Source organism: Brevundimonas sp. AVps5 (assembly GCF_058681515.1).
In genome coordinates, this window is sequence record NZ_CM178740.1 from 582740 (window position 1) to 598490 (window position 15751).

At 67.5% G+C, this 15751-nt stretch carries 12 protein-coding genes; 9 read left to right on the plus strand and 3 right to left on the minus strand.

The genetic code is table 11. The features are described 5' to 3' along the window. Positions 1-3 precede the first annotated feature (3 nt). On the minus strand, positions 4-1299 hold the full coding sequence (gene purB, locus ACW18A_RS02940; RefSeq protein WP_492023320.1) for an adenylosuccinate lyase: 1296 nt from the start codon (positions 1297-1299) through the stop codon (positions 4-6). A 163-nt stretch (positions 1300-1462) separates the two neighbouring features. Between purB and ACW18A_RS02945 the strand changes: the two genes are divergently transcribed. The 3 genes from ACW18A_RS02945 (at position 1463) to ACW18A_RS02955 (ending at position 3737) form a co-directional block, all read left to right on the plus strand. After that, on the plus strand, positions 1463-2833 hold the full coding sequence (locus ACW18A_RS02945) for a Gfo/Idh/MocA family protein (protein WP_492023321.1): 1371 nt from the start codon (positions 1463-1465) through the stop codon (positions 2831-2833). A gap of 8 nt (positions 2834-2841) precedes the next feature. Further along, a complete protein-coding gene (locus ACW18A_RS02950; protein ID WP_492023322.1) occupies positions 2842-3513 on the plus strand; it encodes a glutathione S-transferase family protein in 672 nt (223 codons plus the stop codon). Positions 3514-3602: 89 nt separating this feature from the next. Further along, positions 3603-3737 (plus strand): hypothetical protein, encoded by a 135-nt coding sequence (locus tag ACW18A_RS02955; RefSeq protein WP_492023323.1) that lies wholly within the window; start codon positions 3603-3605, stop codon positions 3735-3737. 205 nt (positions 3738-3942) lie between these two features. Here the strand turns inward: ACW18A_RS02955 and ACW18A_RS02960 are convergent, their stop codons facing one another. Both ACW18A_RS02960 and ACW18A_RS02965 read right to left on the minus strand, forming a co-directional pair. Then, a complete protein-coding gene (locus ACW18A_RS02960) occupies positions 3943-5727 on the minus strand; it encodes a lytic transglycosylase domain-containing protein (protein WP_492023324.1) in 1785 nt (594 codons plus the stop codon). Positions 5728-5813: 86 nt separating this feature from the next. Then, on the minus strand, positions 5814-6611 hold the full coding sequence (locus ACW18A_RS02965) for a uracil-DNA glycosylase (protein WP_492023325.1): 798 nt from the start codon (positions 6609-6611) through the stop codon (positions 5814-5816). A gap of 197 nt (positions 6612-6808) precedes the next feature. Between ACW18A_RS02965 and ACW18A_RS02970 the strand changes: the two genes are divergently transcribed. The 6 genes from ACW18A_RS02970 to glyS all read left to right on the plus strand — a co-directional run bounded on the left by ACW18A_RS02970 (position 6809) and on the right by glyS (position 15279). After that, a complete protein-coding gene (locus tag ACW18A_RS02970; RefSeq protein WP_492024324.1) occupies positions 6809-8464 on the plus strand; it encodes an electron transfer flavoprotein-ubiquinone oxidoreductase in 1656 nt (551 codons plus the stop codon). 65 nt (positions 8465-8529) lie between these two features. Then, positions 8530-10335, plus strand: a complete 1806-nt coding sequence (locus tag ACW18A_RS02975) for a tetratricopeptide repeat protein (RefSeq protein ID WP_492023326.1) — start codon at positions 8530-8532, stop codon at positions 10333-10335. Beyond that, complete coding sequence (locus tag ACW18A_RS02980; RefSeq protein WP_492024325.1) at positions 10332-11228, plus strand: 4-(cytidine 5'-diphospho)-2-C-methyl-D-erythritol kinase; 897 nt, start codon at positions 10332-10334, stop codon at positions 11226-11228. The genes ACW18A_RS02975 and ACW18A_RS02980 overlap by 4 nt, the downstream gene beginning before the upstream one ends. Before the next feature lie 138 nt (positions 11229-11366). Then, the gene (locus ACW18A_RS02985; RefSeq protein ID WP_492023327.1) at positions 11367-12260 is read left to right on the plus strand and encodes a glycine--tRNA ligase subunit alpha; all 894 of its coding nucleotides are present in this window, start codon (positions 11367-11369) and stop codon (positions 12258-12260) included. 68 nt (positions 12261-12328) lie between these two features. Further along, positions 12329-12880, plus strand: a complete 552-nt coding sequence (locus ACW18A_RS02990) for an endonuclease domain-containing protein (protein ID WP_492023328.1) — start codon at positions 12329-12331, stop codon at positions 12878-12880. Continuing rightward, the gene (glyS, locus tag ACW18A_RS02995) at positions 12880-15279 is read left to right on the plus strand and encodes a glycine--tRNA ligase subunit beta (RefSeq protein WP_492023329.1); all 2400 of its coding nucleotides are present in this window, start codon (positions 12880-12882) and stop codon (positions 15277-15279) included. Before ACW18A_RS02990 ends, glyS begins: the two co-directional genes overlap by 1 nt. Positions 15280-15751: the final 472 nt, after the last annotated feature.

A 15751-nucleotide genomic window follows, 5' to 3' on the forward strand; every position in this document is an offset into this window, starting at 1 on the left:
GCCCTATTCGAACACGCGCCTGAACACGGTGTCCACGTGCTTGGTGTGATAGCCGAGGTCGAACAGGGCCTCGAGCTCGGCGTCAGGCACGATGACCTCGGGGTCTTCCTTGAGGAAGTCGAGGAAATTGCCCTCGCCGCGCCACACCTTCATCGCGTTGCGCTGGACCGCGGCGTAGCTGTCCTCGCGCGACTGACCCAGCTGCGTCAGGGCCAGCAGGACGCGCTGCGAGTGGACAAGCCCGCCGAGCTTGTCGAGGTTCTTCTGCATGTTGTCTGGATAGACCAGCAGCCGCTCCATCACCCCGGCCAGACGGTTCAGGGCGAAGTCCAGGTGGATGGTGGCATCCGGGCCGATGCCACGCTCGACCGACGAATGGCTGATGTCCCGCTCGTGCCACAGGGCGACGTTCTCCATCGCGGGGACGACCGACGAGCGCACCAGACGGGCCAGGCCGGTCAGGTTCTCGGTCAGGATCGGGTTGCGCTTGTGCGGCATGGCCGACGAGCCCTTCTGGCCCTTGTCGAAGAACTCCTCGGCTTCGAGGACCTCGGTGCGCTGCAGGTGCCGAATCTCGACCGCCAGCCGCTCGATCGACGAGGCGACGACGCCGAGCGCGGCGAAGAAGGCGGCGTGGCGGTCGCGCGGGATCACCTGGGTCGAGACCGGCTCGACCTGCAGACCCATCTTCGCGGCGACATACTCCTCCACCGCCGGATCGACGTTGGCGAAGGTGCCGACGGCGCCGGAGATGGCGCAGGTGGCGATCTCTTCCTTTGCCGTGATCAGGCGACGCTTCGCCCGCTGGAACTCGGCATGATAGCCGGCCAGCTTGAGGCCGAAGGTCACCGGCTCGGCGTGGATGCCGTGGCTGCGGCCGACGGTCGGGGTGTATTTGTGTTCCTTCGCCCGGGCTTCCAGTGCCGCCAGCACCCGGTCGACGCCGGCGATCAGCAGGTCCGAGGCCCGCGCCAGCTGCACCGCGAAACAGGTGTCCAGCACGTCCGAGGATGTCATGCCCTGATGCAGGAACCGCGCTTCCTCGCCGACCGTTTCCGAGACATGGGTCAGGAAGGCGATGACGTCGTGCTTGGTGGTGCGCTCGATCTCGTCGATCCGGTCGGCGTCCCAGACGGCGTGTTCGCCCTTCGCCCAGATGGCCTCGGCGGCCTCGGTCGGGATCACGCCCAGCTCGGCCATCCTGGTGGCGGCGTGGGCCTCGATCTCGAACCAGATCCTGTATTTGGTCTCGTTCGACCAGATGGCGACGGCTTCGGGGCGGGAATAGCGGCTGATCATGGGCCGTGCGTGTCGGTCGAGTGACCTCGGGAGTCAAGGCGGGTCGGGGGTTCGGAGGCCGTCCGCCCCGGCGTCCTTGATCGAAACGGCGGTTCGCGCCGACCCCATTGTCACGGCGCGGCCTTGCGGCGAATGTGCCGCTTCGACGTGGAGACGATCCGATATGAACCGCCGCAATCTGATCGCCGCCGCCGCTGCTACGGCGGTCGGCGCATCCGTTTTGACCCGGACGGGTCACGCCTCCGCCGGCGCGGCCGTCTCACGACCGAGGATCGGGATCATCGGCGTCGGCATGCGCGGACGGGTGCATCTGGATGAGTTGCTCAAGCGCGACGACGTTGAGGTCACGGCCATTTGCGACGTCGATCCATGGTCCCTGAACGCGGCCCTCGGCCAGGTCGTGGCGGCCGGCAAGCCAGCGCCACGCGTCTTCACCGGACGTGATAGCGACGACGAGGGGGCATGGCGGGAAATGCTGGCCGTCGGCGGACTCGACGGCGTCTTCATCGTCACGCCCTGGGAGCAGCATGCGCCTCAGGCGATCACCGCGATGGAGGCGGGAATCGCTGTCGGCTGCGAGGTTGTGGCGGGGATCACCCTTCAGGATCACTGGGATGTTCTGAACGTCCAGAGCCGGACCGGGACGCCCTATATGTTGCTGGAGAACGTCTGTTACCGGCGCGACGTTCTGGCGGCGCTGAACATGGTCCGCCAGGGCGTGTTCGGCGACATTCTGCATCTGGAAGGCGGCTATCAACACGATCTGCGCGAGGTGAAATTCAACGGCGGCGTTCCGGGCCAGGCCTACGGGGGCGGCGTCGAGTTCGGCCCGAAAGGCTGGTCCGAGGCGCGCTGGCGTACCGACCATTCGGTCACCCGCAACGGCGACCTCTATCCGAGCCACGGGATCGGGCCGTGCGCTATGGCCATCGACATCAATCGCGGCAATCGCTTCGCCCGGCTGACCAGCTACGCCACCCCGGCGAGAGGCCTGCATAACCACATCCTTGCCAAGGGCGGGCCGGACCATCCGAACGCCGCGATGCGGTTCGCGCTCGGCGATGTGGTGACGACCATGATCGGCTGCGCGGGGGGACAGACGGTCATGTTGAGCCACGACACCAGCCTTCCTCGCCCCTATTCGCTCGGCTTCCGCATCCAGGGCGAAAAGGGATTGTGGATGGACGTCAACAAGTCCGTCCATGTCGAGGGCGCCAGCCAGCCGCACCGCTGGGACGAGGCCCAGTCCTGGTTCGACCGCTACGATCATCCGCTTTGGCTCGCCCATGCCGACAGGGCGGCCGGTGCCGGGCATGGCGGAATGGATTTCTTTGTGGTCAACGCCTTCGTGGAGGCGTTGAAGGCCGGGGCACCGATGCCGATCGACATCTATGATGCCGTGACATGGAGCGCGGTCACGCCTCTGACCGAAGCGTCGATCGTCGGCGGCAACGTCACGGTCGATTTCCCCGACTTTACCGGCGGGACCTGGAACGAACGAAGGCCGATCTTCGCCCTCGACGGACATTATTGAGGCGTACAATGGAATTGATCGTCGGCAACATCGCCTTCTCGACCTGGTCGCTGCGCCCCTGGCTGGTGCTCAAGCGGTGCGGGGCAGAGTTCACCGTCCGCGAGGTGCCGCTGTTCGGCCCCGAATCGGCCGCCGCCCTCGCCGAGCACTCGCCCACCGGCAAGGTGCCGGTGCTCAAGGTCGAGGGGGTCACGATCTGGGATTCTATGGCCATCTGCGTCTTCGCCGCCGAGCGCTATCCGCATGCCAAGCTCTGGCCCGCCGACGCCCACGCCCGCTGGCTGGCCCGGTCCGTGGCCTGCGAGATGCATTCCGGCTTCGGGGCTCTGCGCAACGAATGCGCCATGGGGCAGGACGCGGCCGGCATCGTCCACACCATGGTCGGTCCTGACCGGGCGCCGACGCCGACGAGCGAAATCGTCGCCTCCGACGTTCGCCGCTTCGTCGCCATCGTGCGCGAGATGCGTGAGCGGTTCGGCGCCGGCGGCCCCTACCTGTTCGGCGAATGGTCGATTCCGGACGCCTTCTTCACCCCGTTGGCGGCCCGGCTTCGCCACTATCAGATCGATCCGGCGGCCCACGGCGACGTTGATGGCGTGGCGGCCACATATGTTGCCGAGTTGCTACAGCAGCCGGACTTCCTCGAATGGACGGAACTGGCTGTCACGGTTCGGCCTTAGGCTGTCATCAGTACCGATTAACGAGACCTGCGAACGAGCCCTTAAGGGAACGGCGTTACGGTCCCGTTCGAACCTGAGACCCTTTCGCCATGTCCGCGCACCCGACGACCGCCCGAAACATCGCCCCGCCGGAGGCCCAGCGCCGTCCGACGCTGATGAGCTATGGCGTTTTCATCCTGGTCGGCTGCTGCCTGTGCGCCTCGCTGGTCGGTAGCATTCTCTAGGCGGTTGGCCGCGGCGAGGTGCGGTGTCGCCACAATTTCTTATACAATCAATAATTTGTGAGAACGTTTGAGCGTTTGAGTTCATGCGTGCCGTCACGACGTTGCACTCTGAAAAAACAGAGTCCAAAGGGTGCAAGTCTATGAAATCACACGATTTCATTTGCACTTTTTTGGACTCATGGAGTCCAACGCATAAAGGGGCGGATCAGCGCGTTCCGACGGGTGACATCGACGCCACCTGCACCGGCTCGGTCGGCGCAGGCGTCTGGCCGGGAGGCGGCGCCACATAGTCCAGGCTGATCGGAACCACGGTCTGGCCCGCCACCACGGCGTCGAGCGTGTTCAGCGGTCCGCCGGTCATGCGCTGATAGATCCAGTAGGCCGCCACGACCTTCTCGACGTATTCGCGGGCCTGGGGCACGTCGATCGTCTCGATCAGCAGCAAGGGGTCGGCGTCCGGGCCGAGCCGACGCAGGGCCCCCAGCATCGGGCCCGGCCCGGCATTGTATGACGCCACGGCACGCAGCAGGTCGCCCTGAAATTCGGGACGCGCCAGCATCCGGTTCACATAGGTCTGGCCCAGGCGGACATTGGTCGCGGGTTGGTACAGCTGCTGCGGGCTGGAAACGAAGCTGCGGTCGCCGGTCATCTCGGCCGCCGTGGACGGCATCACCTGCATCAGACCATAGGCGCCGACGGGCGAACGGGCGGAGGCGTTGAACGCGCTTTCCTTGCGGGCGATCGCGTAGACCAGTGACCGTTCAAGGGTCCAGCCGCCCTCGGGGACGATCTCCGGCATCGGATAGTCGGATGCGTCGATCCGTGTCGTATCTCCGCCGTTGCCGCTGCCGAGACGTGGTCCCAGAACGCGGGCCAGACCGGTCCAGAGGCGACGGGTCCGCTCGCCGGCGGTGCGCAGACCGTTCCTGAGCTCGTCACGGGCGTCGCCCTGGCGACCGATCTCGTAAAAGGCGACCGTGCGCCGGGCGCGTGGGTCGCTGTTCAGGAACTCGTCCATTTCCCGCTGGTTGACGCCGATGGGGCCGTCGCTGACGGAGGTGCGGGCCACCGCTTCATAAGGAGTCGGGCCGCCGTTCACGATCGTCGGCTCCTGGCCGAGCTGACGCAGGGCGATCTGACCGTAGAAGGTGGCGGGCCAGCGGGCGGACAGGGTCAGGAACTCCTGGACCCGGTCCTGACGGCCGATCTGGCCGGCGGCGCGGGCGGCCCAGACGCCGGCCCCCGCACGGGCCCAGCTGTCTTCCGTCGGATCGACGGCGACGCGCTCGAAAGCTGTGAAGGACCGGGGGAAGTCACCCATCCGCCAGGCGGCCAGGCCCACGACCCACCAGTCGCCGATCTGTTCGCCCTGTCTGACAGCCTCCTGGAGGTCGTCGCGGTTCAAGGCGACGCGGGCGGCCTTGGCGGGGTCGGCCTCGGAGTTACCGCCGGCCGCAGCCACCTGGTCCCAGGCGCGGCTGAAATAGGCCCCGGTCGGGCGTCGTGGCGCCTCGGCACCGTCCGGGCGTCGTCGTTCGGCCAGGGCATAGACCCTCTGCGCGCTCGGCAGGTCGGCATAGTCCTGAAGCCAGGCCGCCAGTTCGTCGTAGGAGGCGGTGTAGTCGGGGTGGAACAGGCGTTCGAACTCGACCTGGCCCAGCAGCACGTGGTCATTGGCCTGACGCGCCGAATTGCGGGCCGTCTCCAGATCACCCCGACGCAGGGCGTCGAAGGCGGTGGTGTAGCTCAGCCGGTCCGCGTTCGAGAGGGCGTTGGTGCTGATGCGGATGCCCTGTTCGCCCTCTTCGCCGGTCTCCGCGGCGACCACGGAAAGCCAGGGTTCGGGCGCGGCCAGGACGGGCAGGGCGACAGCAGATGCGGCAGCGACCACAAAGGCGAGCGTCGGCGCTCGAAGGGCGCGGCGGCGGAAACTGAACAAGGCGGCGGCCCCCTCGTGCTGCGCGTTTCCCGTCTCGATTCGGGATGACACGCGCGGTCTGCGATCGGTCGTCAATCAAGAAGTATGCCGGAATGCTGCGACTTCCTCAATCACATCAGCGGCATGGGCTCTATACCTCAGGTCTGCGGCTTTTGCGCGGCGTCGATCGTCACAGCCAGTTCCAGCATGTCCGCCCAGGCCTGACGCTTGGCTTGAGGCTGCCTCAGCAGGAAGGCGGGATGCAGGGTCGCGATCACCGGGGCTGACACATCGCCCTCCGCGAGTCGCCACTCCCGCCACTGGCCGCGCATCCGCATGATGCCTTCGTCGGTCTTCAGCACCGCCTTCGTCGCCGCCGCGCCCAGCAGCAGCACCGCTTTCGGCTTCATCAGGAAGAAGGCCCGCTCCACGAACGGGGCGCAAACGGCCTGCTCCTGCGGCGTCGGCGTCCGGTTGCCCGGCGGGCGCCAGAAGACGGTGTTGGTGATGTAGACCTTGTCGGTCAGTCCCGCCGCCGCGATCATCCTGTCCAGGAGCTTTCCGGCCGGGCCGACGAAAGGCTGGCCTGCCGCGTCTTCTTCGGCACCGGGCGCCTCGCCGATGATCAGGATCGGCGCGTGCGGGTCGCCGCGACCGAAGACGCATCCCCTGGCCCCCATCCCGACCAGTTCGCAGCCCTTGAAGCCGTCGGCGGCCTCGGCCAGCGCCTCCATCGTGTCGGCGCTGTTGGCCAGTCTCCGCGCGTTCGCCGTGGCATCGACCAGGTCGACGACCGGCGTGACCGACGCCGTCGCCCTGGTGACGGCCTTGAGGGCCGGGGCGATGACGATCGTGCGATCGACCGCGGCCTCTTCGAAACAGGCGTCCACCCCCGCGTCAGCCCAGAAGGCGAGCAGGCTTTCGATGGCGGCGATGTCTCGGGGTTCGGCGTTCATGGCTGGACTCGATCAGGGATAAGCCTTGACCGCCCTCGCGTCACCTTCCGATAAGTGGATAACGACAAGACGCACGAGGAACGAGAAACGACATGGCCGAGGAAGCGATCGAAGGCGGCGTCGAAACCGCGGCCCAGGAAGCCATCCTCGACAACCTGCCGCCGCTGGAGGCGCTTCAGGGCGTCGAGCGCGAGGTCATGGAATACGATGTCCTGATCGTCGGCGGCGGCCCCGCCGGTCTCGCCGCCGCCATCCGCCTGAAACAGCGCGCGGAAAAGGACGGCAAGGACATCTCCGTGGCGGTGCTGGAGAAGTCGGCCGAGGTCGGCGGCCACATCCTGTCCGGTGCCGTGATCGATCCCAAGGCGTTGAATGAGCTGTTCCCCGACTGGAAGGCCATGGGCGCGCCGCTGGAGACCCCGGTGACGAAGGACCGGTTCATGGTCCTCGGTCCGATGGGCCAGATCAGCCTGCCGATGGCGATGCTTCCGCCCATGATGCACAACGACGGCTGCTACATTGCCTCGCTCGGCAATGTGACGCGTTGGCTGGGCGAGCAGGCCGAGGGTCTGGGCGTCGAGATCTATCCCGGCATGGCCGCCAGCCATGTCGTCTGGGATGAACCTTCCGGCCGGGTGAAGGGCGTGGTCGCCGGCGTCTTCGGCATCGACAAGCACGGTGCCCCGACCGGCGACTTCCAGCCGGGCATCGAACTGCACGGCAAATACGTCTTCATCGCCGAGGGCGTGCGCGGCTCGCTCGCCAAGACCATCACCGCCCGACACAGGCTGCAGGACGGCAAGTCGCCGCAGAAATACGGCATCGGCCTGAAGGAGCTGTGGCAGGTGCCGCCGGAGAAGCACCAGCCCGGCCTGGCCCAGCACACGACCGGCTGGCCGCTGGATGAGTTCACCGGCGGCGGCTCCTTCATGTACCACTTCGGGGACAACTACGTGGCCATCGGCTACGTCGTGCACCTGAACTACAAGAACCCGTTCCTGTCGCCGTTCGACGAGTTCCAGCGCTTCAAGCACCACCCCGCCATCGCCGAACATCTGGAGGGCGGGACCCGCATCTCCTACGGCGCGCGCGCCATCACCGAGGGCGGCTTCCAGTCGGTGCCGAAGTTGTCCTTCCCCGGCGGCGTCCTGATCGGCTGCTCGGCCGGCTTCGTGAACGTCCCACGCATCAAGGGCAGCCATAACGCCATGAAGACCGGCATGCTGGCCGCCGACGCCGCCTATGAGGCTGTCATGGCGGGCCGTTCTGGCGATGAACTGGTCGAGTATCAGACGGCTTATGAGTCGAGCTGGGTCGCCAGGGAGTTGAAGGCGGTCCGCAACGCCAAGCCGTTCCTGACGAAGTTCGGCACGACGCTCGGCGGCGCGCTCGGCGTCTTCGACATGTGGTTCGGCACGCTGTTCGGTGGCCTGTCGATCTTCGGCACCCTGAAGCACGCCAAGACGGACGCCGCCTCGACCGAGCCGGCCTCGAAGCACAAGCCGATCACCTATCCGAAACCGGACGGCAAACTCAGCTTCGACAAGCTCTCGTCGGTGTTCATCTCGAACACCAACCACGCCGAGGAACAGCCGGCCCACCTGAAGCTGATCGACCCCACGGTGCCGATCCGCGTCAACCTGCCGAAATACGGAGAGCCCGCCCGGCTCTACTGCCCGGCCGGGGTCTATGAGGTCGTCTATGCCGACGAGGCGGCGAAGACCGATCCGAAATTCGTCATCAACGCCCAGAACTGCGTCCACTGCAAAACCTGCGACATCAAGGATCCGTCGCAGAACATCGTCTGGACCACGCCGGAAGGCGGCGGCGGCCCGAACTATCCGAACATGTAGGTCCTCCCTCGACCGGGGGAGGATTGGGCCTTGTCGCCGCCGCATAAGGCGGTGAATGTCGGGGAATGCGTCACGCCTCCCTCCGTTCGATCCTCGTCGCCTTCACCGCCCTGACGGCGGCCCCCGCCCTGGCCCAGGAGGCGCCGCCGGTGGCTGATCCCGCGCCGCGCATCCAGGACATCGTGCCCGAGCCGCCGTCCCGGGTGCCGCTGATCGTGGTCGGCGAGGGCGCCGAGACCGCCGCCCCCACCATCGAAGCCATTCCCCGGGTCTGGTCTCCCTCGCCGCGTGATGACGAGGGCCGCACGGCCTATGGCCTCTATCTCTCCGGCCGATCCGCCCTCAGCCGCGGGGAGGCCGAGGCGGGTGCCGGCTATCTCAGCGTCGTCGAGAGCCTGACGCCGGAACAGCCGACGGTCCGCGATCAGGCCTTCATCGCCGCCCTGCTGGCCGGCGATCTCGACCTCGTGGCCCGGATCGCGCCCGATTCCGGGACCGCCTCCCCCGTCATCGCCGAGGCGGGCGCGCTGGTGTCGGTGGTGCAGGCCTTCGTCCGGGGTGACGCGCGCGCAGCCAACGAGGCGCTGAAGGCCCGCCCGATCCTGGCCCCCCACGCCCGCGCCGCCGCCCTGGTCGGCCCGTGGATCGCCGCCGCCGCCGCGGACTGGGACACGGCCCTGGCCGAACCCAACCCGACCGGGGACCCGATCACCGTCCTGTACGGCCGCTATCACCACGCCCAGTTGCTGGAGCATCGTCGTCGTTTCGATGAGGCCGAGGCCGAACTCCGTGCCCTGGCCTTCGACGCCCGCGCCGCCCCCCTGTTCCGCGCCGCCTATGGCGAATTCCTCGAGCGACGCGGCCAGCGCGCCGAGGCCCTGGCCTTTTATGACACGACCCTGGCCGCCGGATCGCAGGACCCGGCCATCGTCTCCGCCAGGACGCGTGTCGAGGCCCGGGTCCGGCCGCCGGCGCTGGCCGACTATCGTGACGGCGCCGCCCGCGCCCTGGTCATCGCCGCCCGTCAGGCGTCCAGTGAGAACGCCAACGAGTTCGCGGTCGTCTATCTGCGCCTGTCGCTGAATCTACAGTCCGAACCGGAGAACTACTATCTGCTGGGTCAGACCCTGGCCAAGGCGAACCTTGACACGGCCTCCCGGGCCGCCCTGGCCCGCGTGCCACGTAACAACGCGCCTCTGTATGCCGGCGCCCAGGTCGCCATCGGCCTGAGCCTCGCCGGGGAACAGCGACCGGACGAGGCTCTCGCCGCCTTCCAGACGGCGCGCGAGGCCAGCCCGAACGACCCGTCAATCGCCTTTGTCGCCGCCGGACAATTACTGCAGCTGGAGCGCTACGACGAGGCGCTGGCCTTGCTGAACAGCCCGCTTCTCGATGTCGAGAACCAGGGCGCCCAGGTCCGCTTCATGCGGGGCGCCGCCTATGAGTCCCTCGGCCGGATCCCCGAGGCGGAGGCCCAGCTGTGGGCCGCCTTGCAGGCGCAACCCGACGAACCCTCCTACCTGAACTACCTCGGCTACCTGTGGGTCGACTCGGGCACGCGGGTCGAGGAGGGCGCCGCGATGATCGCCCGCGCCCATGCCGCCGACCCGGACGACGGGAACATCCAGGACAGCCTCGGCTGGGCCCAGTATCGTCAGGGCCAGTATGACACCGCCGTCGACACCCTGGAGCAGGCCGTCGCCAAGGAACCGGCCAACGCCGAGATCAACGATCATCTCGGCGACGCCTACTGGCAGGTCGGGCGTCGGCGCGAGGCGGGCTTCCAGTGGACCCGCGTCCTGACCCTGGACCCCGACGACGAACGTCGCGCCGAGGTGGAGCGCAAGCTGACCGGGGGGCTGGAGCTCTGACCACACCCTGGCCCGACACGCTCTCGGCGCTCGCTCCGGCAAAGGTCAATCTGTTCCTGCATGTCGCCGCACCCGGCTCCGACGGCTACCATCCCCTGTCCAGCCTTGTGGCCTTCGCCGACGTCGGCGACCGGGTCTGGGTGACTCACGCGGATCGCCTGTCCCTGACGGTCACCGGTCCGTTAGCCGCCGCCCTGGCGGCCGACGACGACAACCTGATCCTGCGGGTCATGCGCGAGCTGGGGCATGTAGCGGGCATCGGCGAGCCGTCTCTGGCGATCACCCTTGAGAAGACGCTTCCGATCGCGGCGGGACTGGGCGGCGGGTCGTCGGACGCGGGGATCGCCCTGAGGCTGGCTGCAAAGGCCCTGGGCCTCGACCTGACCGAGGTCGAGCTGACGCGGATCTCGCGTATCGTCGGGGCCGACGGTCCCATGTGCCTGGCCGCCCGGTCCGCCTGGGCCGAGGGCGTCGGCGACCGGCTGACCTTCGAGCCCGCGCTTGCGCCGTTGCACGCGGTTCTCGCCAATCCGGGCCGTCCGTCGCCGACCGGGGCCGTCTACCGTGCCTATGACGCCGGACCGACGCGGTCCGCTGATCGTCCCGACCCGCCGGAAGACTGGTCGCCCGCGACCGTGATCGACTGGCTGGCCCGTCAGCGGAACGATCTTCAGTCGCCTGCCGTGTCCCTCGAGCCCGAGATCGGCGCGGCCCTGTCGGCCATGGCGGCGACCGGCGCGCGGCTGACCCGCATGTCAGGATCGGGGGCGACCGTCTTCGGCCTGTTCGAGGACGCTGAGGTCGCCGCCCATGCCGCCGCCAGCCTGCGCGACAACCACGGCAGCTGGTGGATCGAGGCGACGGTGTTGGGCGACGATGCGGCGAAAGCCTAGCGCCAGGTCCCGGCTTTTGGCGTGAATCAGGGTCTCAATTGTCGCCGCGGCGTGATCCGACCGGAAAACCGGGTTCCACTTTTCCGGATCGCGCCCTAGGGTCCGCCGCCTTTACTCCTTGCCCAAAAAGACTCCCCTGTGGCCGCACCGACTGAACCGCTCGCCTTCCAGGACCTGATCCTGACCCTGCAGAAATACTGGGGCGATCGCGGCTGCGCGATCCTGCAGCCCTATGACGAGCAGGTCGGCGCCGGGACCCTGCATCCCGCCACGGTCCTGCGCGCCCTCGGCCCGCGCCCGTGGAAGGCCGCCTATGTCCAGCCCAGCCGCCGCCCCGGCGACGGCCGCTATGGCGAGAACCCCAACCGGCTCCAGCACTACTACCAGTTCCAGGTCATCCTGAAGCCGAACCCGGCGGACCTGCAGGAGCTGTATCTCGGCTCGCTGCACGCCATCGGCATTGATCCGAAACTGCACGACATCCGCTTCGTCGAGGACGACTGGGAGAACCCCACGGTGGGCGCCTGGGGACTGGGCTGGGAGGTCTGGTGCGACGGTATGGAGGTGACCCAGTTCACCTATTTCCAGGGCGTCGGCGGCATCGAGGTCGACATCGTCTCCGGCGAGCTGACCTACGGATTGGAGCGTCTGGCCATGTACGTCCAGGGCGTCGACAACGTTTATGATCTGAAGTTCAACAGGGACGGCCTGACCTATGGCGAGGTCTTCCTCGAGAACGAACGCCAGCAGTCGGAAGCCAATTTCCACGGCTATGACGTCGAGGGGCTGAAGCGCCGGTTCGAGGACATGGAGGCGGAATCGACCCGGCTCCTCGCCATGACCGGACCCCAGGGCCAGCAACTGGTCCTGCCCGCCTACGACCAGGTCCTGAAGGCGAGCCACCTGTTCAACCTGATGGACGCCCGCGGCGCCATCGCTGTCGCCGAGCGCCAGAGCTACATCGGGCGGATCCGGGACCTCTGCAAAGCCTGCGCGCTGGCCTACGTCGAACAGGAAAGGGCGGGGGCGTGACCTCGTCTTCTCCCTTCCCCCTCGAGGGGGGAAGGGCCGGGGTTGGGGGTGGAGGTGCGGCCGCGCCAGTGGGTGGCGAAGACGCGGTGGTTTCTTCGGTTGCTAACGGGGTCTCATCCGCCCAACGGAAAGGCCGTGCCTCCACCCCCACCCAACCCTCCCCCCTTGAGGGGGAGGGCTTCGATCGGTTCGCCCGTACGGCCAGGATCAAGGCTGGCGGTGTGGCCCGAGCCCGCAGCCTCCGTGCTGAGCCAACCCGCACTGAAGCGAAGCTCTGGAAACATCTGCGTCAGTTCGCCATCCGTTTCCGTCGACAGGCACCGATCGGTCCCTACGTTGTCGATTTCGCCTGTCATTCCGCCAGGCTCGTGATTGAGGTCGACGGCGGGGTTCACGACCTGACCGACGTCGCCCTGCGTGATCTGCAGCGCGATGAATGGCTGACGACACAGGGCTACCGCGTCCTCCGCATTCCGACGAAGCGCGTCGAAACCGACATCGAAAATGTCGTCACCGAGATCAGCAAGGCCGCTGGAGTCTTCCTGCCACCCGGTGCCGCTCGTGCCTCTACCCCATCCCAAACCTTCCCCCTTGAGGGGAAGGGCTCTAGCGAAATCTGATGCCCCAACTCCTCCTCGAACTGTTCTCGGAAGAGATCCCCGCCCGTATGCAGGGGGGCGCCGCGCGCGACCTCGAACGCATGGCCTCCGAACGGCTGAAGGCCGCCGGCCTGACCTGGGCCGCCCTGACGACCTACGCAGGTCCGCGCCGCCTGACGCTGGTCATCGACGGCCTGCCGACCGCGACGCCGGACCGCTCGGAAGAGCTGAAGGGCCCGCGCGCCAATGCGCCGGAACAGGCGCTGGAAGGCTTCCTGCGCAAGACCGGCCTGACCCGTGACCAGCTGACCGAGCGCGACGGCGTCCTGTTCGCCGTCATCGACCAGAAGGGCGTCGAGACCACCGCCGTCGTCGCCGAGACGGTCGAGCACGTCATCCGCAACTTCCCATGGCCCAAGTCGATGCGCTGGGCCGATGCGACCCTGCGCTGGGTGCGGCCGCTAAAGCGGATCGTCTGCCTGTTCGACGGCGCGGTCGTGCCCTTCGCCATCGCCGACGGTGCCCCGAACGGATGCGCCATCGCCAGCGGCGACACGACCGAGGGCCACCGTTTCCTCGGCTCTGGCGAGCCGTTCGCGGTAGCGGACTTCGCCGACTACCGTGCGAAACTTGAACAGAATTTCGTCCTGCTCGACGTCGCCGACCGCAGGCTGAAAATTCTTGAAGCCGCCCGCGCCGCCTGCCATGCGCGGGGTCTGGAGATGGTGGACGACGATGGCCTGCTGGAGGAGGTCGCCGGCCTCGCCGAATGGCCGACGCCGATCCTCGGCGACATGGACCCTCAGTTCCTCGACCTGCCGCCCGAGGTGGTGCGTCTGTCGATGAAGGTGCACCAGAAATATTTCGCCGTTTCTCTCCCCCCTTCTGGGGGGAGTACCGCCGAAGGCGGGGAGGGGGGCAGGTCCGCACGGAAGCTGGCCCCGAACTTCATCGTTGTCGCCAATGTCGAGGCCTCCGACGGCGGCGTGGCCCTGGCCGCCGGCAACAGCCGCGTCCTGTCCGCCCGCCTGAACGACGCCCGCTTCTTCTGGGACGAGGATCGCAAGATCGGCTTCGACGCCTGGCTGTCGAAACTGTCCGGCGTCACCTTCCACGCCAAACTGGGCACGATGGCCGAGCGCGTCGACCGCATCGCCGCCCTGGCCCGCGAGATCGCTCCGCTGGTCGGCGCGAACCCCGACGAGGCGTTCGAGGCGGCGCGTTTGTCGAAGGCCGATCTGGCCAGCGGCATGGTCGGAGAGTTCCCGGAATTGCAGGGGATCATGGGCGGGTACTACGCCCGCGCCTTGTCTTCTCCCTTCCCCCTCGAGGGGGGAAGGGCCGGGGTTGGGGGTGGAGGCACGGCGTCTGCCGGTTCCCCCCGAGACTCCGCCCTCGCTGCCACAGGCGACCGGGTGAACGCATCCGACCGGACGCAGGGTGGCTCCACCCCCACCCAACCCTCCCCCCTCCAGGGGGAGGGCTATTCGAACACCATCGCCGACGCCATCCGCGACCACTACAAGCCGCAGGGTCCGGCCGACTCGGTGCCGACCGCGCCCCTGACCGTGGTTGTCGCCCTGGCCGACAAGCTCGACACCCTCGTCGGCTTCTTCGCCATCGACGAGAAGCCGACCGGCTCTAAGGACCCGTTCGCGCTGCGGCGTGCTGCGTTGGGCGTGATCCGGCTGGTGCTGGAGAACGGGGCACGCCTGCCGCTTCGTGAGATTGCGTTCTTCCAGGCAGGCCTAGTTTTCGAGCAAGTTGGACAGCGCTTCGCGGCAGCGGAGATGGCTAAATCGCCTAAGACGATAATCGTGGATGGCATTGCGGCCGATCTCACTGGCTTCACCATTACTCCCGACGACGAAGTCCAGACTGTCGCCAGCTTCCGTCCACAGGAGGTAGAAGCCTTCTTCGCCGACCGCCTGAAGGTCCTCCTGCGCGATCAGGGCAAACGCCACGACCTCGTGGACGCCGTCTTCGCCCTAGGCGACGACGACCTCGTGCGCATCGTCCGCCGGGTGGAGGCGCTGGACGCCTTCCTGTCGACCGACGACGGCGCCAACCTGCTGGCCGGCTACAAGCGCGCCTCAAACATCCTCAAGGCCGAGGAGAAGAAGGGGGTCGTCCCGACCGGCATGGTCCAGACCGGCCTGCCGAACCAGCCCGGGGCCGAGACGGCGCTGGCCATGGCCACGGCCGCCGCCGCGACCGCCGTGGAGACGGCCCTCGACGCCGAGGACTTCGCCGCCGCCATGACCGCGCTTGCGGCCCTGCGCGCCCCGGTGGACGCCTTCTTCACCGACGTTATGGTCAACTCCGACGTGGCCGCCGAACGCGACAACCGCCTGAAACTGCTGGGTCAGGTCCGCGCCGTCATGGGCAAGGTCGCCGACTTCGGGCAGGTGGCGGGGTAGGGGGACGCGTCCCTTCTCCCCTTGCGGGAGAAGGTGGCAGCCCTCCGACTTGATCGGGGGGCTGACGGATGAGGGGTCACGCCGACGGTTGGATGGGGTGGATCGGGCGCTGACCTTCGACGTCAGCGTGACCCCTCATCCGCCCCTCCAGGGCACCTTCTCCCGCAGGGGGAGAAGGAAATTGGCCCCACACCCATCAACGGACGCCCCGATTTCCTCAATCGGATCAATGCCCGGCTCTGACGAAACCCTTTTTGTCCATCACCCGCTGGAACGGGCGCATAATACGAGGTCGGCCCATGCCTTCCTGGACCATCCGGACTCCCCGGACTCGGCGGACTGTGTTTTCGAGTCCGGATAACCTTCGCCTCCCAACCGCACGGAACCGAAACAACCCATCACCCTTTGTTACAGCCCGGCCTCGCCTTCGCGTTCGCAGCATTGTAATCAGGGCCGCACGCGAGCGGGGGCA

Coding starts and splice junctions, on each gene's coding strand:
- purB (WP_492023320.1), bottom strand. CDS start 1,299: ATGATCAGCCGCTATTCCCGCCCCGAAGCCGTCGCCATCTGGTCGAAC.
- ACW18A_RS02945 (WP_492023321.1), top strand. CDS start 1,463: ATGAACCGCCGCAATCTGATCGCCGCCGCCGCTGCTACGGCGGTCGGC.
- ACW18A_RS02950 (WP_492023322.1), top strand. CDS start 2,842: ATGGAATTGATCGTCGGCAACATCGCCTTCTCGACCTGGTCGCTGCGC.
- ACW18A_RS02955 (WP_492023323.1), top strand. CDS start 3,603: ATGTCCGCGCACCCGACGACCGCCCGAAACATCGCCCCGCCGGAGGCC.
- ACW18A_RS02965 (WP_492023325.1), bottom strand. CDS start 6,611: ATGAACGCCGAACCCCGAGACATCGCCGCCATCGAAAGCCTGCTCGCC.
- ACW18A_RS02970 (WP_492024324.1), top strand. CDS start 6,809: ATGGAATACGATGTCCTGATCGTCGGCGGCGGCCCCGCCGGTCTCGCC.
- ACW18A_RS02975 (WP_492023326.1), top strand. CDS start 8,530: ATGCGTCACGCCTCCCTCCGTTCGATCCTCGTCGCCTTCACCGCCCTG.
- glyS (WP_492023329.1), top strand. CDS start 12,880: ATGCCCCAACTCCTCCTCGAACTGTTCTCGGAAGAGATCCCCGCCCGT.